The sequence below is a fragment of the Pseudocoprococcus catus genome (assembly GCF_019734885.1).
In the GTDB taxonomy this organism is placed as follows: Bacteria; Bacillota; Clostridia; order Lachnospirales; family Lachnospiraceae; genus Coprococcus_A; species Coprococcus_A catus.
Genome location: NZ_JAAXCM010000021.1, coordinates 292615 through 313318, shown reverse-complemented (window position 1 = coordinate 313318; position 20704 = coordinate 292615). Strand labels below are relative to the sequence as shown.

Annotated in this window: 20 protein-coding genes; 2 read left to right on the top strand and 18 right to left on the bottom strand. The window is 42.3% G+C overall.

The genetic code is table 11. The features are described from left to right. Positions 1-117: 117 nt before the first annotated feature. From HED67_RS05415 to HED67_RS05365, 11 genes are all read right to left on the bottom strand, one after another. Positions 118-621, bottom strand: coding sequence for an antirestriction protein ArdA (locus HED67_RS05415; protein ID WP_006857105.1), 504 nt, complete (start codon positions 619-621; stop codon positions 118-120). A gap of 17 nt (positions 622-638) precedes the next feature. Next, positions 639-1142: an antirestriction protein ArdA gene (locus HED67_RS05410; protein WP_221717739.1), complete on the bottom strand. Its 504-nt coding sequence runs from the start codon at positions 1140-1142 to the stop codon at positions 639-641. Beyond that, positions 1088-1357, bottom strand: a complete 270-nt coding sequence (locus tag HED67_RS05405; protein WP_009588274.1) for a hypothetical protein — start codon at positions 1355-1357, stop codon at positions 1088-1090. Before HED67_RS05405 ends, HED67_RS05410 begins: the two co-directional genes overlap by 55 nt. Positions 1358-1431: 74 nt before the next feature. Further along, the gene (locus tag HED67_RS05400; protein ID WP_002317729.1) at positions 1432-1653 is read right to left on the bottom strand and encodes a hypothetical protein; all 222 of its coding nucleotides are present in this window, start codon (positions 1651-1653) and stop codon (positions 1432-1434) included. Next, on the bottom strand, positions 1654-1788 hold the full coding sequence (locus HED67_RS05395) for a DUF3789 domain-containing protein (protein WP_077735064.1): 135 nt from the start codon (positions 1786-1788) through the stop codon (positions 1654-1656). Between the two features lie 12 nt (positions 1789-1800). After that, positions 1801-2997 (bottom strand): MobT family relaxase, encoded by a 1197-nt coding sequence (gene mobT / locus HED67_RS05390; protein WP_221717738.1) that lies wholly within the window; start codon positions 2995-2997, stop codon positions 1801-1803. A 183-nt stretch (positions 2998-3180) separates the two neighbouring features. After that, the gene (locus tag HED67_RS05385; RefSeq protein ID WP_221717737.1) at positions 3181-4575 is read right to left on the bottom strand and encodes an FtsK/SpoIIIE domain-containing protein; all 1395 of its coding nucleotides are present in this window, start codon (positions 4573-4575) and stop codon (positions 3181-3183) included. Positions 4576-4668: 93 nt separating this feature from the next. Continuing rightward, positions 4669-5106 carry a hypothetical protein gene (locus tag HED67_RS05380; protein ID WP_021404736.1) on the bottom strand — a complete coding sequence of 146 codons (438 nt, stop codon included), beginning with the start codon at positions 5104-5106 and terminating at the stop codon, positions 4669-4671. A 101-nt stretch (positions 5107-5207) separates the two neighbouring features. Then, positions 5208-5591 carry a YdcP family protein gene (locus HED67_RS05375; protein ID WP_032544563.1) on the bottom strand — a complete coding sequence of 128 codons (384 nt, stop codon included), beginning with the start codon at positions 5589-5591 and terminating at the stop codon, positions 5208-5210. 15 nt (positions 5592-5606) lie between these two features. Next, positions 5607-5933, bottom strand: a complete 327-nt coding sequence (locus HED67_RS05370) for a YdcP family protein (protein ID WP_021373079.1) — start codon at positions 5931-5933, stop codon at positions 5607-5609. A 238-nt stretch (positions 5934-6171) separates the two neighbouring features. Beyond that, positions 6172-9216 (bottom strand): SrtB-anchored collagen-binding adhesin, encoded by a 3045-nt coding sequence (locus HED67_RS05365; RefSeq protein ID WP_117562438.1) that lies wholly within the window; start codon positions 9214-9216, stop codon positions 6172-6174. 512 nt (positions 9217-9728) lie between these two features. On the opposite strand from HED67_RS05365, the gene HED67_RS05360 reads away from it, so the two are divergent. Next, a complete protein-coding gene (locus HED67_RS05360; RefSeq protein WP_215631780.1) occupies positions 9729-10613 on the top strand; it encodes a MaoC/PaaZ C-terminal domain-containing protein in 885 nt (294 codons plus the stop codon). A 42-nt stretch (positions 10614-10655) separates the two neighbouring features. On the opposite strand, the gene HED67_RS05355 is transcribed toward HED67_RS05360, so the two are convergent. Beyond that, a complete protein-coding gene (locus HED67_RS05355) occupies positions 10656-11378 on the bottom strand; it encodes a ComF family protein (protein WP_221717736.1) in 723 nt (240 codons plus the stop codon). Between the two features lie 315 nt (positions 11379-11693). On the opposite strand from HED67_RS05355, the gene HED67_RS05350 reads away from it, so the two are divergent. Continuing rightward, the gene (locus tag HED67_RS05350) at positions 11694-13082 is read left to right on the top strand and encodes a sigma-54 interaction domain-containing protein (protein WP_178438383.1); all 1389 of its coding nucleotides are present in this window, start codon (positions 11694-11696) and stop codon (positions 13080-13082) included. 693 nt (positions 13083-13775) lie between these two features. Here the strand turns inward: HED67_RS05350 and HED67_RS05345 are convergent. The 6 genes from HED67_RS05345 to HED67_RS05320 all read right to left on the bottom strand — a co-directional run bounded on the left by HED67_RS05345 (position 13776) and on the right by HED67_RS05320 (position 20655). Then, positions 13776-14249, bottom strand: coding sequence for a hypothetical protein (locus tag HED67_RS05345; RefSeq protein WP_178438381.1), 474 nt, complete (start codon positions 14247-14249; stop codon positions 13776-13778). A gap of 11 nt (positions 14250-14260) precedes the next feature. After that, the gene (locus HED67_RS05340; protein WP_178438379.1) at positions 14261-15247 is read right to left on the bottom strand and encodes a DUF4367 domain-containing protein; all 987 of its coding nucleotides are present in this window, start codon (positions 15245-15247) and stop codon (positions 14261-14263) included. Positions 15248-15388: 141 nt separating this feature from the next. Further along, entirely contained in the window at positions 15389-17611 is a 2223-nt protein-coding gene (gene recD2, locus HED67_RS05335; RefSeq protein WP_221717735.1) for an SF1B family DNA helicase RecD2, read from the bottom strand. A gap of 149 nt (positions 17612-17760) precedes the next feature. Further along, positions 17761-18756: a rod shape-determining protein gene (gene mreB / locus HED67_RS05330; RefSeq protein ID WP_178438375.1), complete on the bottom strand. Its 996-nt coding sequence runs from the start codon at positions 18754-18756 to the stop codon at positions 17761-17763. Positions 18757-18907: 151 nt separating this feature from the next. After that, the gene (locus HED67_RS05325; protein WP_221717734.1) at positions 18908-19582 is read right to left on the bottom strand and encodes a zinc ribbon domain-containing protein; all 675 of its coding nucleotides are present in this window, start codon (positions 19580-19582) and stop codon (positions 18908-18910) included. 53 nt (positions 19583-19635) lie between these two features. Then, positions 19636-20655 (bottom strand): glycosyltransferase family 2 protein, encoded by a 1020-nt coding sequence (locus HED67_RS05320; RefSeq protein ID WP_178438371.1) that lies wholly within the window; start codon positions 20653-20655, stop codon positions 19636-19638. Positions 20656-20704: the final 49 nt, after the last annotated feature.

Here is a 20704-nt window from a genome sequence, read left to right as displayed (position 1 = left end):
TTCTTTCAGCTCCTTTCGTAAGTTCTTCAAAGAGAAAAGGACAGCCATTTTCAGACTGTCCCTTAAAAGAGAAATACGCTGTCAGTAGCAACAATGCTTGTCGCTGATCTTCCAGCGTTAGTATGGTATCTCGCACATACCTCGGCTTGTTTCAATAAAGCAACCGCCCATATCCAAATCTCGCCCGTAGGCTTCATAGTCAATGTAGTTCTGCAAGCTGGGTGGAATATCCCCAAGTGCCTGCAATTCGTCTATGTAGTAGTAGGCAATATCTGTCATGGTTTCACAGTCGGGATAATAATAAATATCGTCCTTGTGTTCCACAACTTCTTCCAGCGTCCCATAGTGACTGATAAATTCGTCCAGACACTCTACAATATAGTCGGGAAGTTCCTCTATCATTTCATACATCTCATTGAGTTCTTCAATGGAAACATACTCGCCAATCGCAATGGGGAAGTTGTCGGTATCATGGATAGCGTATTCCTCATACTGTTCATTCAAGCCGATTTTTTCTTTTACATCTTCCTCGTCAATAGGAAATGTGAACCAAGCACCGACTAAATAGCCCTCATTGTATTTGCCAAGATTAGCAATGTAAACCGCCATATCATCAATCATAAGCACCACCTCATTTCCTATTCTGGCAGTTCAAAGATACCGTGTTCCGTTACTAAAAATTTCCCGTGTTCCTGCAAGTGAGAAGCATAGGCTTCAAAATCGAAATAGTATTCTTGACAGTCCTCGGATAAATGCTTGAACGTCGGGTCGTTCATCAGCTTTTGCCTTGCAACATCTATCATGCTTTTGCAGTTGGGATAAACCGTAATCACATTCCTGCAAATATAAAGTGCTTCTAAATTTTCAAACACCGTAAGTAGTGATACATATTCTTCCTGCATATTACTTGAAAGCTGGCGGTACATATAATCTAATTCGTTAAGCTGATAGACGCTTGTATGTTCATGGACTTCATCAGCGTAGGGCAGTACCTTTTCGATAATGCGGTAATCCCCACTTTCTGCACCGATACCCAGCTTTTCCTCAAACTCGGCAACATCAATCGGCAAACCAAACCAGTAGGCTGTTACTTCGCCGTCAGTCTTTCGCTTCGTTTCCACCAGCACCCTTGTTTCCTGCATTGTTCCTCACGTCCTTTCTGTTGTTTCATCACATTTAAAAGCGTTTGATAAGACGTACCAAACACATATTTTGAAAAATCTTCCAGTTGTTTTTTGCTATATCTGGCAAGGTTCAGCCGTTTCATTTCATGCCACACTTGACGTTTATAAGAGGGCAAATCAGAAATATATTCACAGCCTATTTTTGCCTGCATATCCTTAAAAATATCATTCATGTAATCACTCCAATCTAATTTTAGGTAAGAAAAAAGCGGTCAATCCCGAAAGAAAAACCGCTTTTCACAATGTTTTATGCACCGATAATCTTATTGAACAGTTCCAGCAACACGTCTTTTACACCGCCAGCATTGAACACCAATCCAACGGCAACAAGGGCAACGACCAAGAACCCAATGAGTTTTGAAAACTCACGCTTGAACCCTAAATAGATACCGATTACCACAATCGCCATAAGCACTAAGCTCTGTGCGTTTGATAAAAACCATTGATACAAATTTTGTCCGAAATTCATTTAATTGTCCTCGCTTTCTTCTGATTGTTTCATTTCATAGTCAACTTCTTTGCCGACATTCAAAATACACATCAAGACTACGCCGATACCCATTCCCATAGATACCAGCAGGAAGTCTTTTAATAATACCCACATTTTTTATCACTCCTAACTTTCTACTAAATCTTTTGCAGGGGTCGTCTGCTGTTTGATTATCATTTCATGTTTTTCTGTGAGTTTTGCCTGCTGTTCGATTGTTTCCATGTAGTCTGTACCGTTTCCTTTATCAATCTTTTTCAGCATTTTCAAGGTCGGTGCTACCTGCCGTTGTACCCACCGCAATGTACGGTCTAAGGTGTAAGGCTCTGGCTTTGTCGTCAGCTTCAAGCTCTGTCTGTTATCGCCGATAAACCAAGCCCAGCGGTCGTTGAGCTTCCAGTCATTTTTTCGCTTGTCTGGTTCTTCATCAACAAACCGCACATACTGATTGATGATAGAAAAGGCGGTCTGTTCTGCGTCATAATAGGTCAGCAAATCTCGTACCGCATAATAGGCTCGTTCATTCCGAAGCCGTATCTCAAAACGGTTGATAATGTCGGCTTCTTCCAAAGGTGTCCCCAGCTTGACGTACTGCTCATAGTCCTTTTCATAGATACAGAAATACACATCTGATTTCAGCGAACCAAGATAAAGGGTACGTCCCATATATTCTCTGTCGTCCTCTCTGTGCTTGATAAGCTCACCTGACTGGTAAAACTTATAGCTTCTGGACTTTCCGATATATTCCCGTTTCCTGCATTTTTCCGCAAGCTCTGGAATATCCAAAATGCCCGTATGGTCGTTGATAGCAAGGTCGATACGCTTCATCACGCCACCGTCTATGAGTGCGTCCATGAGAAAGTCATACCAGCTTCTTTGCTGTGCCAGCAGGTAACTTTCAAACTGTCGGCAACCACGCCCCTTTAACTCTAAAAGGACACCTTTTTCTTCGTCAGCCGACGTATAGATAAAGATGTCCCCTAAAGAATAATGCTCCGTATAGCTGTAATGTCCGTAATCTTCATGGAGCATATAATTGATATTCAGTTTTAATATATCTTTGATGATGTGCTGTATATCCAGCGTGGGGAAACGAATTTTTACATAATCAAACAGCATGGTAAGCGGTGCTTCTGGATTGAACCTTGCCAGTTCCTTATGCAGAGTTTCCAGAAGTTCCTTTGACGGCTTCATTTTTCCACTTTCTATCTTGTTGAAATATTCCCTTGTGATACCAGAAGCCACCGCCAGCCTGCCTTGTGAGATACCGTAAGCAATCCGTTTCTCCCGTAATTCTTTTATCCGTTGTTCTTCATTCAGAACCATACCCCCAATCTGTAAAGTGTGAAGTTTTTTAAGGCGACTTCACAGCCGATTTTTGCTAGAAAACCATGCCAGAAGCCTTATGTTTCATATGTTTTTTGTCTATTGTCTATTTGCAAACGTACCCCTCTGTTAGATACCGAGGGGTTTTACCTGCTGGCGTGGCTAACGCCACACCAGCAACGGCTAGTCCGTGCCGTCGCCTTTCGCTTCGCACGTCGCCGTCCCGTCCTGCCTTGCTTGTGCAAGAGAGCCGATAGTCTGCAAAAAATCATGTCCTTTCGGGACTAAAGGCGTGTAAAATTCGCTTATCACGCTTGTTCCCACATCACAATAGCCACGCCCCTTGATACGTTTCTGGAAAAACTGCTTTTTCACATCTGAACCAAAAAGCATACCGTAACCTAATTCGCTGATACGCCCAAGTCCCACACGGAAATTGAAGTTATCTCTGATACCGTCCGAGAAATACTTTGCGTCTGGACGCTGGCAGGCAACGATAAGGAAATAACCTGCTTGTCGTCCTAACATAACGATTTTCTTTAACTGGCTAAGTAAGCCCACGCTTTCTTTCGTCCCCAGCATTTCAAAAAATGCCACATATTCATCAAAGATAAGAAAGCAGGGTGGCAGTCCCAGATAGGCATAGTTTTCGCCCGTCTTATAGTTCGGGTGTCGCTTCATTTCCTCACTTCGCTGTACCATGCCCTCATAAAAGGCATTGACGCAATCAATCATTTCTTCTTTGGTGTGATACACATTTTCCATAACTGTCCCTAAGTCTGCAAGGTCAGCGTTCTTCGGGTCTAAGATATAAAGGATAGCGTTGGTATGCAGTAAGGCTTCAATGAGTGTCAGCAGAAAATATGTTTTACCGCCACCAGTCCCACCAGCAATCAAAGCGTGAGGGAGTGCGTCATATTCCCAGACAAGATTTTTCATCAGTCTAAGACAGCCGTTCTCTGCCCGTACTTCATCAATGGTAATGCGGTTCGCTATCATATCATAAAGCAGGGTATATTCGATATAGCCGTCATGCAGGGTCTTGTCGGTCAGCTCACAATACAAGCCACTTTCCAATTTATCCTCTAACCGTAAAAGCTGGTCTTGATATTTCCCCAGCGTAATTTCACAGCGGATATGAAGCAGTCCCTTTTCCATTTGATAATAAATCTTTGGAAACCAGACGATTTTTTCCCTTGATCTGCTTTGCAGGTCAGTAAAAAAAACGCTGTCTTGTATGGTATCGGCTTCATACCATTTATTTTCCAGTATCATTCTTGCCAGCTTTTGACGGTGCAGGAGCTTCTTGAAACTGTCGTAACAGAAGCGGTAATACAGAAAAGCGACTAATGCACAAACACCAGTTGCTATCAGTAGGGTTATGAAGTTGTAAGGGGAGAGCGTCAAGCCGTTCTCTAACAAGCTGAAATGCTCCCAATCGGTACACACGAGCTGTTTGCTATTCAGTAGCAAAAGAACCGCTACAAATACAAACAGAAGCGTTCCTATGGAAAAGTGGTAGACAAGGTTCTTGTTGCTGGCTCTGATACGGTGTCCTTTGTTTAAAATCATTCTCATAAATCAATCACTCCTTTCTGGGTATGAAAAAAGCAGTCAATCGTATAGACTAACTGCTTTGTGTGCATGGATATGAAGTTGTCAAACTGGAATTTAACGTTCACTCATATATTGTTTTATTTCATCAGAAGTCAATTTTCGTACTTCTGTATGTGAATATTCTTTATACTCTCCAACATTAAACACAGGTGTCATTTGTTTGCATTTCTTGTCTTTATTCTTTTTCAAGAATAGATGTAAATCCTCATTCCCGGCGAATATTTTATAAGATACTCTGCCTTTACTGTTCTCTATCTCATAAATACCACATGAACTTTTCGTTGTATAATCGGCTGTTCGTAAATAAAGTTTTGCAATTTCCAATGACTTAAAAGGAAAATTCCATCTTTGTAATCCTCTGTTTGGGTCATGTTCAATACAAATGCAACGTCCACAAGTTCCACAAATATATTGAGTGTGGTTTTCTAAGCAGTCCAAGGGATTTAGTAATGGTGTTATTCTATTTTCATCAGAGTAACATTCTTCACACATTTTTCTTTTCGCTCCTTATCAAATTCTAATTTGTCGCTTTCTTCATACCCATATTATAACAGTTCCGTATATCCTCTACAACGAAAATCTATTCAGCAAGTCTATTTTTTCGGTTGTCCCTGCGGTGTATGGTTCTGTGAAGTGCCTGTGTTCTGATTGCCTTTATTCTTCAGTACAATATTCTCTGCCTTTACATACCAGTCCACATCTGCACCCGTATAGGTTTTTCGTGATACCGTATCGGCTACGGGATTGACAAGTTCCACAACTGCATTGTACGGAAATTCCCTTAACGGTACTTCTGGCGGTACAGACACGGGGATAATTCCACCATGCAGACTGCACTTCAAATCATAGATACGCTTTTTAAGCTGGGTACTCGGTGTCCCGTCCTCATTCTGCAAGAACACATCACGCACCGCTGTAAATTTTAATTCTCCGAATGTTCTCTCTTTGTCAATAACAAACCCGTTTGATAATCTCATAAATTCTTCACTCCTTTACTTTTCTTCAACTGCTACAATATCATCAGCTACTAATACATAATCGGTATGTCCCACATCCCCGATTGCGTACCCTCTGCCGTATAACTTCGGATTGACAAGTTTTACTTTCTGTTCATACTTGAAATGCTTTTCGCCAGCCTGCACGGGAATTTCCACCACAACATTTTCGCCTTTCTGTACGTCAGAATAAAGGTTATAGCTTCGTCTGGCTATGACCTTGCGGTTGTTTTTATCCCTTTCAAAGATAGGCTCGCTTTCGCCTGCAAATTCAAGAGTTCCAAAAGACTGTGCCATATCTGGCACGACATATTTCATTTCCATATTGTTTTACCTCGTTTCTTTCTATTTTTGATAAGTTAATTGATTGTGATTTCTTATTCTGGCGGTTGGGGAAGTACCAGCAATCCCCCAGATAGTAAAGGGTAAAGTCAATGCTTACGCACCCTTGACTATCCGTGTTCTTGCAGGTTGTAGGCAGACAAGCCAGAATAAGCGGAAGTCTGCCGTTTGACAGCTTCGGCGGAGAGCGTGATTTTTCTTTCATCATACCGTTACCGCCTTATGATTTCTTCATTTTACGGCGTTTGTAAAGATATGTTCCAGCTAATCCACCAGCAGACACAAGCAACATCACGACAAATGCCATTACATTTGTACTGTCGCCCGTTTTGGGACTGTCGCTAGGTCTGTTAGGCTTTTCTGGTGTCGGTGGTGTTTCGGGTTTCTCTGGTTCTTCTGGCTTTTCCTTAAAGGTAATCGTCTGTCCCTTATCCTCAATATCCTTATGCTCGGTAACTTTCTTCGGTTCGTCTGGATTGCTAAAATCGTACAATTCTTCAAAAGTTACAAGCTGTTTGCCGTCAAGAGAAGTAGCGTCAAAGGTAAAGGCAACTTCCACTTTCATAGTTTCGCTGTCAGCAGTAAACGTATAATCACTTTCCACACGCTTTCCATTGATAAGAAGCTCTGCATTTTCTTCTTTCAACATCTGCCAGCCCACAAGTTTGTACTGTGTACCGACTTCTAAGCCCTCTAAGGTTACGGTATCAATGATTGTTACCTTTTTTCCTGCTTCAAGCTCTTTGTTGCCGTCCTTATCGGTAGCAGTTGTATGAATTTTGATGATACGCTCTGTGATAAGTACCGTCTGCCCGTCGTCCTCAATGTCTTTATGTTCCGCAACTTTTACGGGTTCGTTTGGATTGCTGAAATCATACAATTCTTCAAAGGTAACAAGATTTTTGCCACCTAAAGCAGACGCATTGAATGTATAGGAAATTTCCACTTTCATTTCTTCATCATCAGCGACAAAGGTATAATCGTTTTCCACACGTTTCCCGTCAATGATAAGCTCGGCATTTTCTTCCTTTAACATCTGCCAGCCTTTGAGCTGATATTTTGTGCCTTTTGTAAGTCCGTCCAATTTTACAGTATCAATGATTGTAACCTCTTTTCCTGCAAGGATATTTTTTTCGCCGTCCTTGCTGGTCGCTGTGGTATGGATAGAGATTTCTTTTTCGTATTCATCAGTCAAAGTCCCTAAATCAACCACAAGGTTATTTCTTGATACCACGATTTCAAAAGGTGGGATAAGCTCAAAACCCTTGTTGCTTTCAGAGCGTAATTCTTCAATGATGTAAGTATCATAAGGTAACGCACCCTTGCTGTCATCTGGTTCAGAAGTTCCAAACCACACACCGTCCTCGCTGGTCTTTCCTGCGTTTGTATTGTGCTTATGAGAAGCCCATTCAGCAGAAGTGGAGAATTGCCCGTTATCATCAGTTACCACTACATGATTTTCACCCGTCGTCTTGCTTGTGATCCTAAAGGGAACATTAGCAAGACGCTTGTGTGTACCTGCACCGATTTTCACTCCCTCAATATCCCCACGCTTAATCTGATTGTAGATAGAGTGGGCTTCGTCGGTTAAGTCCACGATTTTTCCATTCTCTGTGATTGCAAAGTCAATCGGCTTCGCACCGTCTGTCAAGTAACCGTCGGGAGCTTCACTCTCAACGATACGGAATTTCCCATAAGGTAAAAGGTCAGCAGAAGTAGAAGCCACACCCTCAATATCTGTACGAATTGTCTTTACCACTTCATTTTTCTTATATAGCTTGCCCTCAACCAAAACAGAATTGTCATTTAAGGAAATGACGTCAAAAGCAGTATCTTTCAAAGTGGCACTTCCTTGTGGTTTGGTATCGCCCGTTTCTAAATCTCGTTTCTGAATTTTAACACCGCCACGGATAACCTTGTCTGATACGGAAAACTGATTACTCCCAGATAATACGGCAAGGTCGCCGTCCTCGGTAATCTGTGTAAGGTATAAGCCTTTTATCTGTTCGGACTTATCGCCAGCCTGCATATATGCACCGTCTAACAAGTAACCGCTTGGAGCTTTTGTTTCCTCAACAGTTAGTGTTCCAAGTGGAAGAACTGCTTTACCGTTCTGCATATAGAAGTTATCGCCAGACACCTTGTATGCGTCCCCTAATTTTGTGATGTAATGAGTTGTCCCGTCGCTGTCTGTTTCAGCGATTGTCTTTGTAATCCATGTACGAGTAGCTTCGGCAGGAAGATTGTCTTTGTTATAGAAGCCTGCATAATACTTCCATGTAAATTCCGCACCGGCTAGAGAAGCGTTCCCTTGCGGATTGTCTTTCTGTGTTTCCATATCAATCTTGAAAAGCTTAATCAAAGTGTCTGTTACTTTCGGTGTATCTGATACTTTCAAGGTCGCTGTCCTTCCAGCTTCAACCTTTAAGGAATATACAGTTTTATCTACTTTATATCCTGCTGGTGCAGATAATTCCTTGATATAAACTGTGCCAGCCTTTACCTCTACAACATCTGTATTTCCGTTTTCATCAGTCGTAAGGGTGGCAAGCTGTTTCGTGCAGTCCTTATCAGAAAAGACACCATAGGTCGCACCAGCGACAGAGTAATTCCCGTTACTGTCTGTAATGCTGGTATTACTGGAAGTCTTTTGCAGTTTCGCATTTCCGACATTCAGCTTCGCCCAGAATTGTCCCAATTCCTGCCCCTCGCCAGAGTAGATATAACCGCCACATTCATAGCGTCCTTTATTCTCTTTGACAAAGGCTTTTGCACCAGAGAAAACTTCGTCCTGCGTTGCCTTTGGAATTTCATCATAAGAAGCTCGCACATTATCACATTGCCAGCCAAGATGTACGCTTAATCTCTGCCAGACTACAAGCTGTCTTAAAAGGTAAGCGTGATTTTTGCTTATTCCGCTGTGGCTGTCTGTGTACTGTTTTACATATTCGATAGATAAGGCAACGTCGCTTATCTGGTCGGTACTCATGCGTGAGCTTGCGTCAGCTCTGGTCTTGTAACCATTCTTAAAGTCTGTGTTGATGTCAATACAGTAAGCGTCCTCGCCCTCAACGGTCAAATGTCCCTCATTAAAGGTAGAACCAATCGAACCATCATTCATTACTTTTTCAACGATACCGACACGCTCTTTTGACTCCGTCCAGTATTGCTTGCTTTCTGCATGAACGGGTGTAGTCGGTAAAGCGGTAACGACAGTTGCAAGAGCTAAGAAGCCCGTACACAATCGTTTCAATGTCTTTTTCATAAATCTAATGCTCCTTTCATTTTGGGTAATAAAATAGCCGTCCAATAAGAACGGCTGAAAATAGAAAAGGAACGTCATTTTAGGCGTTCCATAGTCTATAAAATATTCAATTTTTTTCTTGTTTCAATACTGATGTGCTGTACCATATCTTTGCATATCTAGGAAAACTGGCGTATCAAGGCTCATTCAATGGTAGTAAATAAGTAGTAAATTGATGTATTTGTTCCCTTGAAAATGCTGATAGATACTGTGTTTTAGCGGATAATCAGATTTTTATTGTGTTTTTAATATAAAACCATTCTTTTTATCACAAAAGAGAATATATGACACATTTTTTATTTTGATATGTTTCAATATGTACACATCTTTTTCATTTAATCATTCATTTTCCGCCTTTTAAAGGTATATCTGTGTCTTTTTTTATTATTTTTCTAAAATTTTTAAATGGCACCGGGTTTGCTCTTATATAAAGGCATCAAACAATGTGTATTATTTTTAAGGAGGGCTGACTCATGGCAAAAATCAATCTTGAAGAATTATTAGTTGGCAAAAAAATGGAACCCCGTTATATGGAATATAACTGGAGGGATGTTGCTTTGTATGCGCTGGCTGTCGGTGCCGGGCGCAATGATCTCATGTACACATATGAAAAATATCTAAAAGCACTTCCTACCTACGGCACAATTCCTTATTGGGGAACTGTCAATGTACGCCCTTATCAGTGGATGCCTCTTCCGGCTTCTATGCTGGCTGATGAAATCATCAAACCCACTATTTCTTTTCTGAATATGGATCATGAGATCATTATGTATCGTCCGATTGATCCGATCAAAGGCACATTCCAGTATCAGGATGTTATCACCGATGTCTATGACCGCGGTGAAGGCAAAGGAGCTGTTGTCAAAACCCGAATCGATGTCCGCGACGAAGCAGGCAATATGGTGTGTACCAATTATTCCACCACCTTCTTCCATGAAGCCGGCGGTTTCGGCGGCAAACCAATGCCAAAGAGTGACGTTGTAATTCCCGATCGCGAACCGGATTTTGAACTGGATGATTATATCAGTCCTGTTCAGAATCTTCTTTATCGTCTGACAGGCGATACCAATCTTGTTCATGTTGATCCGGAATATGCGCAAAAAATGGGCTTTGAAACATCTTTCATGCAGGGATTGTGCTCTTTCGGCTTCTCATGCCGTCTCGCTATTCAGGCTTTGATCCCAGGTGAACCTGAACGTATGACACGCATGGCCGCCCAGATGAGTTCCGTTCTCTTCCCTGATACACCGGTCCGCCTGCAGCTGTGGAAGATAGACGACCATAAAGCCTTCTTCCGCTTTATGAATCTCACCAACAATAAACCGGTTTTAAACCGCGGTGTCTTTGAGTGGAAATAAAATCCGATTATTTTCAAGAAGGGGAGTAGTCCTGCTCCCCTTCTAAAATACGGCACCCGTACACAACGTCAGGAACCACACCTTTTTAACACCTGCTGCTCTTAATGCTCCGGCACAATAATTCACCGTACTCCCCGTTGTATAGATATCATCAATCAATAGTACCCTTCTGATATCCGTTAGATGTTTCTCATTAGCCCTAAACGCATCTCTGAGATTTTTCTCACGCTCCGCTTTTCCCAGTTCTTTCTGCGGTGCTGTACTATGGATTCTGAACAATCCGCTGTTGTTCACCGGAATCTGCAGCTTATCCCCGATTTTTTCTGCCAGAATTCCTGCCTGATTGTACCCGCGAATCTTCAGCTTCTGTCTGCTGAGCGGAACAGGAATTATCTGCTGCACCTGTAGGGAATCTATCCATTCTCCATAGAAGCACACCATCGCTTCCGCATAAAAATCTGCATAAGATTGCTTTCCGCTGTATTTATAATGAAATACTGATTCTGAACTGACGGCATCATAGACCCACAGGCTATGTCCGGCCTCATAATTCACTGTACGCTTAGAACAATCAAAACAATATTCCTGCTGCAGCGACATAACAGGTTTTCCGCAGCACTTGCACATCGGTTCTGTAATTCTTTTTAGCTTTCGGTAGCAGCCGCGATGTACATGCATCTTCCTGTCCTCGGGTTCAGCCAATATTTTCTGGCACACAGGACACTCCTCCGGATAGAGAATATCTGCTATTTTCTTCAATATCACAGCATTTTTCCCAGTAATCCGCTGGGAATACCATTTATTTTTATCAATTTGCTCAACCTCTCCCTTCGTCATGGCATTTTGTATACAAAAACATTTTATTTACAGCTAATTTTGTGAACACTTTCCTCATTATTCATGCTAGTATAATAAACGTAAACCCCCCAATATATTTTATTTTTATTACACCCCAAATAAATATACCTTCTCCAAAAGGGCAGCCAGTCGTTGGCTGTCCTTTTCCTTTTATCACTTCTATGCTATAATAAAGCATGACACTGTTCACTTCCGGAATTTTCAAAGGGTTTGGTAATTATCATGACACATAAAGAATATTTTGATAAATTGACAGATAGTATTGATACACTATCCGATATTCTCGATACTGAGCATTATGGTATGTGTCTCGTCGACCGTGACGGCTATATCATCAAATGGTACTATGAGAAATTTTTTAATATAAAGGCATCCGCCGCTGTCGGCCGTCATGTCACAGAAGTCATTGAAAACACCCGTCTTCATATCGTTGCCCAGACAGGTGTCAAAGAACTCATGCAGCTTCAGGAAATCAACGGCTCCATGGTCATCACCAATCGAATTCCTCTGATCCACAATCATGAAGTCATCGGTGCAGCCGGTACAATTATCTTCCGGGATATCAAAGAAATTGCTCATCTGCACAACCGCATGTCCAAACTTGAAGACAATTTTAAGGCTTACCGCAGCGAAATCGCCAAGATGTATGCTGCTCAATATCACTTCGATGACATCATCACCAACAATCAGAAAATGCTGAATCTGAAGCATCTTGGTCAGACCATCGCCCGCAGTGATGCCAGTGTTCTAATCCAGGGCGAAAGCGGCACAGGCAAAGAACTCTTTGCTCAGGCAATCCACAATGACAGTCTGGTCAGTCACCAACCCTTTGTCAGTCTCAATTGTTCCTCCATTCCAAAAGAGCTTATGGAAGCTGAATTGTTCGGTTACGAAAGCGGCGCATTCACAGGCGCGCGAAAGGACGGCAAAATTGGCAAATTTGAACTGGCCGGTGAAGGCACGCTCTTTTTGGATGAACTTGGCACAATGCCGATGGACATGCAGGTAAAGCTTCTCCGTGTACTGGAATCCAAGGAATATGTTCCTCTGGGCAGCAACAAGAAAATCCCCTTTAAGGCCCGTGTTATCGCCGCCACCAATGAAAATCTCTCCAGTTCCATGAAAAACGGAAGTTTTCGTTCCGATCTGTACTACAGACTGAATGTCATCAATATCAATATTCCGCCCCTCAGAGAGCGTATCGAAGATCTGCCTCTTCTGTGCAGCAATCTTCTGTCACAGAAAGCGGATATGTATCAGCAGTCTCATCTGCATATGTCTCAGGAGGCTATGGATCTTCTTAATCTTCACAACTGGCCGGGCAATGTCCGGGAACTTCGCAATGTCATGGACCGTGCCGCCATTATCTGTGAAGGCAGCGAGATTCTTCCTCAGCATCTGCCTGAATATATCCAGGCTTACAAAAAGGCCTCACCTCTTGAGAGCACTGACGGTTATTATCACTACGAAATCGCCTGCCTTGAACGCCAGCTGATCTCCAATGCACTGCGTGATAACGGCGGTAATCGTCAGGCAGCCGCCAGACAGCTGGGTATCCATCGCTCATTGCTCTACAAGAAAATGAAGGATCTGAATATTCATGATCACTAAATTTATAATGTTCTTTTTTTGGTACACATCCTGTCTTTCAGTAATTTCGTTTACTGTCTGTCTTTATGTCTATAAAATGTACATTCATCCTTCGATATGTGTATATTTTATAGACACTTATTTTCCCATATTTTACAATATTTTCTTAATTTTCTGATTTCATATGTATATTTTATAGACATGCTCTTTTGTCTGAAAACCCGATTTTTACGCAAAGCCCCCCCCTTTGCATGCTAAATTCAGCAAATCCGGCCTTATTTGGCATTGTTTTGAGTTGGCACACCGCTTGCTTTAATATATAGGTGAGAAGATAATTCAGAATGCTTGAACCACATTCGCCTACCCGATCTTCTCCGGGACGGGGTGCATAACATTGTTCCTCATCCTGCTATACTAATGACTACCTGTTGGCACCCATCCAGCAGATAATCATCCTCCCTATAAATAATATAACACACAATAAAGCTGTGTACGACTAACGCCAACAGTTGTACGCGGCTTTATTGTGTTATAAGATAAATTAAGCAGATCCTATTCTGCACTCCTCTATGTATTACGGGGCTGCTCCCAGTATACACCTATGATTTTACCCTCGCAATTATTATCCTTCGACATAAAAATTGCCCGGCAGCTTTCATGACTTCTGTCTGAAAGCCCCGGGCATCCTTCTATAAATGAGGTTTGAAAAAGGATCTACTTGTAAACAAAATTAGCCGTTGTGGCATCAATATTGTCATAATAACCGTTTGAATAAACATAATAGCTGCACTTCAAACGATAGGTATAACCATGTGGACACGGTGAATATGTTATTTCCTTTGATGCATGCCAATTGTCAAATGAGTATCGATGGGAATCAAGCGTATGCCATTTACCATCTTTCAGCTGCTGAATGTACATATAAATGACTATTTTTGTTACTTTGTCTCTGTATCCCGTAACATTTGCTGCTGCCGTTGCTTCTTTTTTATAAACTTCCAAATCCTGAGATGTAGAAGATGTATATTTCCATCGCGCCATATTCGGCTGTCCATCGATTTTCTCCTGTGCTTCAAAAGCCTCGAAATCAAAGCCAACTTCCGGATAGTCATCATCCGCCAAGGCTGGAAAAATCAATAAACTCATACAAACGGCTATCATCATTACAAATGCAATTAATCTTTTCATAAATTATCCCCCTATTTTTCTCTGACTAAAGACTCTGCTATCTCAATCATTTCTTCTTTGGATAAATCTCCCTGTAATTGGTAAGCATAATTATAGTCAAACCACCAAAGATTACCCGTGTCTCCTTTGCTGTTATAAGCTCCCGTCCATTGGCCGACATCCACATCTTCCCAATCTCCCTCTTCCGTATCAATGAATGAACTTGATCCGACTGTTGTCTGCTGATATTGATACCACTGCTTCGCGGAATTTTCATAAAAAATATTAATAAATACAGAAGCCTGTTCTCTGTTCAGCTCTTTGAATCCATCCGGTACTTTTGCAGGTATACTAATTTGCTCCAGTTTCTGCGGATAATTCGTATAATCAAGCTGAGATATAACATCTTTTAATGAGCCGATTTTAGAATACTCCACAGCTGTCTCCAAATCTGAATCCACTCCGGGTAAGCCTATCGCCTGTACACAACCAACTTTATGCACTGTGAATACTGTCAGCACTGCAAGCATCACTGCAGCTGCTCGAACAAGCCATTTCATAAAATTCCCTGTTCTTCCTGACATTTTACGGAATTGAGAGATTATCTCTGTTTCTGTTGATTCTTCAGCATCTGACAAAACTTCTAAGGCCAACTCGGCACATTGGTTTTGAGACATTCTTTCTGCCGTTTTTACCTCCGGTGAAGCCTCCTCGTACATATAACTTGTCCTGTCAATAAAATCTTCGGCCGCTTCCTGTCCAAATTTTTCGGCAACCATTGTACGCATTCTGTCCTTAAATGCCTGTGAAAAATCCGGTGATCCGTCCAACTCTGATACAGTATCTTCTTCATCAAAGGTTTCACAAAGAATTTGCTGATCGAACATCATCAGAATCTTACGTATCGTTTCATCCTGCAGCTCAATCTCTTCGCCATACTCTTTCGACTCTGCCTGACGATTATTCTGATCTGCGTCTGTTGTATGGCTGTTCTTCGGTCCTCCAGTTTCTTCATGCATATTGCAGCCCCCTCCCAGAAATATTTTAACCGGCGTTCTTTTGAACCGCCTTACACTATTTATACGGTTTTGTTTGTCATAATGTGACAGCAATTAAAAAGTTTTTTCAAAATTTTACTATTTTTTACAGAAAAATTGAAGTCACTGCAGCTGATGCATCTCTTTTATGCGTAAATCAAGAGATGTATACCGTTTCTGCTGTTTTTCATTCTCGATCATATGTCGAACTGTGTGCTCATCACCCACAATGGCAACACACTTTTTCGCCCTTGTCACTGCTGTGTAAAGAATATTTCTGTTAAAAAGCATTCTTGGCCCTGACAGCAGCGGCATGATCACTGCCGGATATTCACTTCCCTGAGATTTGTGGATTGTAATGGCATATGCCAGTTCCAATTCATCCAATTGTGTAAACCCATATGTCACACGTTTACCTTCATCAAATTCTACCACCAGCTGTTCTGCAAAGTGATTGATTTCCCGAACAATACCTGTATCACCGTTAAATACGCCGACACCCTTATCTAAAGGTAAATTATAATGGCCTAATATCTCCCATTCAATTTGATAATTGTTCTTGATCTGCATGACCTTATCGCCTTCTCTGATCACACCCTGATGGAATTCCCGTTCCTTTTTATCCGGTGACGGCGGATTCAGATAATGCTGAAGCACGACATTGAGCCTTTCTACGCCCAATTCCCCCTTCCGCATGGGTGTCAGCACCTGAATATCATAAGACCTTGCATTGACAAACTTCGGCAGTTTATCACGAATCAGAAGCACCATCACACCAAGAATCTGCTGAACATCATATCGCTTCAGGCAAAAGAAATCCTGACTTTTGTTGGACAGCTCAATCTGTCTTCCCTCATTGATCAAATGGGCATTCCTGACAATGTCGCTTTCCAATGCCTGACGGAAAATTTTTGTTAAGCGCACTACATGAAAGCATGAAGAATCAATGATATCTTTCAAAACATTGCCCGGGCCAACACTTGGCAGCTGGTTAACATCTCCCACAAGTATCAGTTTCGTACCAACAGCAATTGCCTTCAAAAGGGCATTCATCAGATAAATATCAACCATGGACATCTCATCTATGATCACAACATCTGTTTCCAGAGGATTCTCCTGGTTGCGCTCAAATTGTGTCCTGATCCTGTCATCCTCCGGCCCTCCGGAGACTTCTAACATCCGGTGAATCGTCTGGGCTTCACGGCCTGTTGCCTCTGACATTCTCTTCGCCGCCCTGCCCGTCGGTGCCGCCAGACGCATCTCCATCCCCTCATATTCCAAATATTTAATAATGGCGTTGATTGTTGTTGTTTTGCCGGTACCCGGGCCACCGGTAATGATCAAAACACCACTTCCTGCAGCTTCAAAAACTGCTTCCCGCTGATGTCCATCCAGAACAATGCCTTCTTTTTTTTCAATTCGATCCAGCATTTTGGTCACTTCTTTTTCATCTACACCATAATCAATGCCAAGATTTCTGAGCATTCCCGCTGTCTCAAGTTCCAAACGATAAAGAGAGGCCCCATAGACTACCGGCTGGTCATCAATTTTCTTCACAACAATCTTGTGGTCCATCTGAAGGCTCTGAAGCAGCTGTTCCACTGACTCTTCCTCTACTTCCAGCATCTCTGCCGTCTTCCGGATCAGAAGCTGTGCAGGAATATAGGTATGGCCTGATAATGTTCCCTGCTGCAGCATATAAATAACACCACTTCTGATTCGAAAATCCGAATGAGAACCAATACCGGCCTTTTTGGCAATCTCGTCCGCCAGCTTAAAACCGATTCCATTCATATCATCTGCCAACCGATAGGGATTCTCCTGAATAATCCGATACATTTCCTCCCCATACTGTTTGTAGATCCTCAATGCGAGTGTTGTTGTAATCCCGTACTTTGCCAGGAACATCATTGCCTGACGCAAATCCTGCTTTTCATGAAACTGCTGATAGATTTCTCGGGCTTTCCGCTCACTGATGCCTTTAATCTCTGCCAGCCTTTCCGGCTCTTCTTCAATAATCCTGAAAGTATCTTTCTTAAACTTTTTCACAATCCTCGCTGCCAATGACGGCCCGACACCCTTGATCGCTCCGGAGCCAAGATAACGTTCAATCGAGTATTCATCCTCCGGGATCTCAACACTCATTGTACTGACTTTGAACTGGCGTCCATATACCTGATGTTCAATATATTCACCTTCTGCCTTGAGATATTCTCCCTCATCCAACGATGTGGCAGTTCCTACGCAGACAATCTCCTCTCCCTGACACATCATGGAAAAAACAGTATACCCATTTGTATCATTATGGTAAACAATATGCTCTACAAGTCCCTGTATACTTTCCATTTACTCACCCTTTTCACTATGCTGCAGACTATTTATTTTCAATATCAAACTTGTCCGCATCGTTTCACAGTCATCACCCAAAGAATAGAATAGCGAATCAAACACCTGCCCTCCGCACAGTATCTGATCCGCCATTTTATCTTCTTTTATCAGGCTTTTGTCTGTTTTCCTTCAATAAATTCTGTATAACGGCCTGTCCCAATGGCAACAGCAGAAATTGGGTCATCCACTGCCGTTGTCTGGATACCTGTTGTCTCCTGAATCAGTTCATCCATACCAAAGAGCATACTGCCGCCACCCGTCAGCAAAATACCTCTTGTTGCAATATCCGCAGCCAGCTCAGGAGGCGTTTCTTCCAACACCTGATGGATGACTTCAAGGATCTGAAGAATAATTTCTCTGAATGCTTCCAGCATTTCTGTACTGCTGACTTCTACAGTTTTCGGAAGACCTGTCACGAGATCCCGCCCCTTCACCTGCATACTCAATGGACTCACACGCTCATAAACACCACCGATCCTGATCTTCACATCCTCGGCTGTACGATCTCCCACAAGCAAGTTATGCTTCTTTCTGAGATACCGGATAATTGCTGCATCAAAGTCATCTCCGGCCAGCTTCAGCGAATGACTGATAACTGTATCTCCAAGAGAAATCACCGCAATATCCGTTGTTCCGCCTCCGATATCAATAATCATATTGCCGCATGGTCTGGATATATCAATACCAGATCCCAAAGCTGCTGCAATTGGCTCTTCAATAATAATCACATCCCTGGCACCTGCTTCAAGTGCCGCCTGCCATACTGCATTCTTCTCTACCTCAGTGACCCCGCTTGGAACACCGATGCAGACTCTCGGCCGTTTCAGTGTCTTTCTTCCCATAGCCTTCTGTATAAAATAACGCAGCATCTTTTCTGTAATTGTATAATCAGAGATAACTCCCTGGCGCAGCGGTCTGACTGCCGCAATATTTCCCGGTGTCCTTCCCATCATCTGACGGGCCTCCTCACCAATGGCCTTTATCTCGTTTGTATCTTTATCATAAGCCACAACTGAAGGTTCCTTCAGTACGACACCCTTGCCTCTTACGTAGACAAGGACACTGGCTGTACCCAAATCAATTCCTATATCTGAACCTGCCATATGCTTCCCCTTTCTTTACCCGTTGACATCTCTATTTATTATAACGTATTTTTTTCAAATTACCACTGATTTTTTCTATACATAAAAACAGGAACTGACGGTATCTATCCGCCAGTCCCCATTGAATGTCCTTCTATTCAAAATCTGCATTCTATCTCGTGAACAAATGTGCCCTTTTATCAAAATAGACCTTATTCGCCCCGATCATGAATAAGGACACAAGAATGCTTGAAATCAGCATGATACTGGATTCCGATGATGTCAGCAGATTCACACCGCTGAGCAATGATCCGGCACCAATATAGAAAACCTCAAGCACAAGTGATGCAATGTACATAATCAGCAGATACTTCGGTCCCTTTGCCCTGTATCCCGCCAGCTGCTGTCGGACAATAAATACAAAAACACCTAAAATAATCAGCAGCACACCATAGACAATATCTAATATGTGCAGCCCCGGATAGACTGCGTAAACCTGTGCTGACTGCTCCTTTGTTCCATACTGCATGCCCATCACTGCCTGCACTCCTGTATACATATTGGATAATCCTGTCAGTATCAGGGAAAAATAGATCAAAAACTTATACCACTTCATAGGCATTGCAGGAAAGCACTGCTTAGCCTTTATATTCTCCGTCTCAAAGCTATGATGTTCCTCCGTTTCGGAAGATTGCCCGGATACATCCTCCCCGGCATAAGATATCTTTGTCTCTTCTGCCTGTTTCTCCGGAATATTGATTCTGACAATCTCATCAATTACTGTCCCGCAAACAGGGCATTTTCTCGCTTCATCAGCAAGTCGCTGACCACAATTCGGACAACGCATCCTCATTCCCCCAAATCATTCATACGAAAACCTCGTATGCTTCTCTCAAAAGCTTAATTAAACTTGTAAATCTTCTGTGCCATTCTATAGCATCGTACTACAATACCATAGGAAATCTCTCCCGGAGGATTGCTGACAATACCTCGGCCTCCAAGACGCACTCTCCAATACATGCTCGGATACTTCTTCTTGAAATACTGCCATAATTCACGACGTTTTTCAAGATTCTCCGATGTACCTGAGATCAAAAGCATAATAGATGTGACACAGCAGATCATCGCCAGATAGCTCAGCATATATCTTGCCAGATGCTTATTAGCCACATCCTGTGGAAGGCAATAGGCATCAATCATCAGCTTATTCACATAAATCTGCTGATCAATACGACTGATCATCACACGTTCATTGACAGACTGATCATTACGCCCGATAAAATATCTGTAAAGATCTACGTCCAAATAATACAATGTCTTAACATATGGCAGCGGTATATAGACAAACAGATTATCCACATAAAATGTATGCTTTGGAAGCTGAAGTCCGCTTTCTCTTAACACCTTGGTTCTGTAAATAACCGAATGCATCAGCAGATTCTGATCCATTCTGAAGCGTCGCACTTCATCCCAACCGAAAATCTTCTCTTCCGGCAACACCCTATGATAACCAATGGTATGGGAAGTTCCATCTTCCACATGCTCATATACATAATTACAGATAAACATATCTACACGCTTACGATTCTGACGGAACTGCTTCAGTCTGTTCAATACAACTTTATAACTCTCTGTATCCAGCCAATCGTCAGAATCTACGACTTTAAAATACATGCCTCTGGCATTGGCAATACCCGTATTGACCGCACCGCCGTGTCCCGCATTCTCCTGATGGATCGCACGACAGATCCCTGGGTACTTCACCTCATATTCATCCGCAATGGCTGCTGTGCCATCGCTGGAACCATCATCTACAATAATAATCTCTACGTCCTCACCACCCGGCAGCAATGAATCAATACACTTGCGCATATAAGCTTCCGAGTTATAGCAAGGCACCGCAAAAGACAGAATCTTCAAGCTTCCTCAACCTCCTGTTGCGTTTCTTCTTTCTATATCTTAACAGCTC

Coding starts and splice junctions, on each gene's coding strand:
- HED67_RS05415 (WP_006857105.1), bottom strand. CDS start 621: ATGATTGATGATATGGCGGTTTACATTGCTAATCTTGGCAAATACAAT.
- HED67_RS05410 (WP_221717739.1), bottom strand. CDS start 1,142: ATGCAGGAAACAAGGGTGCTGGTGGAAACGAAGCGAAAGACTGACGGC.
- HED67_RS05405 (WP_009588274.1), bottom strand. CDS start 1,357: ATGAATGATATTTTTAAGGATATGCAGGCAAAAATAGGCTGTGAATAT.
- HED67_RS05400 (WP_002317729.1), bottom strand. CDS start 1,653: ATGAATTTCGGACAAAATTTGTATCAATGGTTTTTATCAAACGCACAG.
- HED67_RS05395 (WP_077735064.1), bottom strand. CDS start 1,788: ATGTGGGTATTATTAAAAGACTTCCTGCTGGTATCTATGGGAATGGGT.
- mobT (WP_221717738.1), bottom strand. CDS start 2,997: ATGGTTCTGAATGAAGAACAACGGATAAAAGAATTACGGGAGAAACGG.
- HED67_RS05385 (WP_221717737.1), bottom strand. CDS start 4,575: ATGAGAATGATTTTAAACAAAGGACACCGTATCAGAGCCAGCAACAAG.
- HED67_RS05380 (WP_021404736.1), bottom strand. CDS start 5,106: ATGTGTGAAGAATGTTACTCTGATGAAAATAGAATAACACCATTACTA.
- HED67_RS05375 (WP_032544563.1), bottom strand. CDS start 5,591: ATGAGATTATCAAACGGGTTTGTTATTGACAAAGAGAGAACATTCGGA.
- HED67_RS05370 (WP_021373079.1), bottom strand. CDS start 5,933: ATGGAAATGAAATATGTCGTGCCAGATATGGCACAGTCTTTTGGAACT.
- HED67_RS05365 (WP_117562438.1), bottom strand. CDS start 9,216: ATGAAAAAGACATTGAAACGATTGTGTACGGGCTTCTTAGCTCTTGCA.
- HED67_RS05360 (WP_215631780.1), top strand. CDS start 9,729: ATGGCAAAAATCAATCTTGAAGAATTATTAGTTGGCAAAAAAATGGAA.
- HED67_RS05350 (WP_178438383.1), top strand. CDS start 11,694: ATGACACATAAAGAATATTTTGATAAATTGACAGATAGTATTGATACA.
- HED67_RS05345 (WP_178438381.1), bottom strand. CDS start 14,249: ATGAAAAGATTAATTGCATTTGTAATGATGATAGCCGTTTGTATGAGT.
- HED67_RS05340 (WP_178438379.1), bottom strand. CDS start 15,247: ATGCATGAAGAAACTGGAGGACCGAAGAACAGCCATACAACAGACGCA.
- recD2 (WP_221717735.1), bottom strand. CDS start 17,611: ATGGAAAGTATACAGGGACTTGTAGAGCATATTGTTTACCATAATGAT.
- mreB (WP_178438375.1), bottom strand. CDS start 18,756: ATGGCAGGTTCAGATATAGGAATTGATTTGGGTACAGCCAGTGTCCTT.
- HED67_RS05325 (WP_221717734.1), bottom strand. CDS start 19,582: ATGCGTTGTCCGAATTGTGGTCAGCGACTTGCTGATGAAGCGAGAAAA.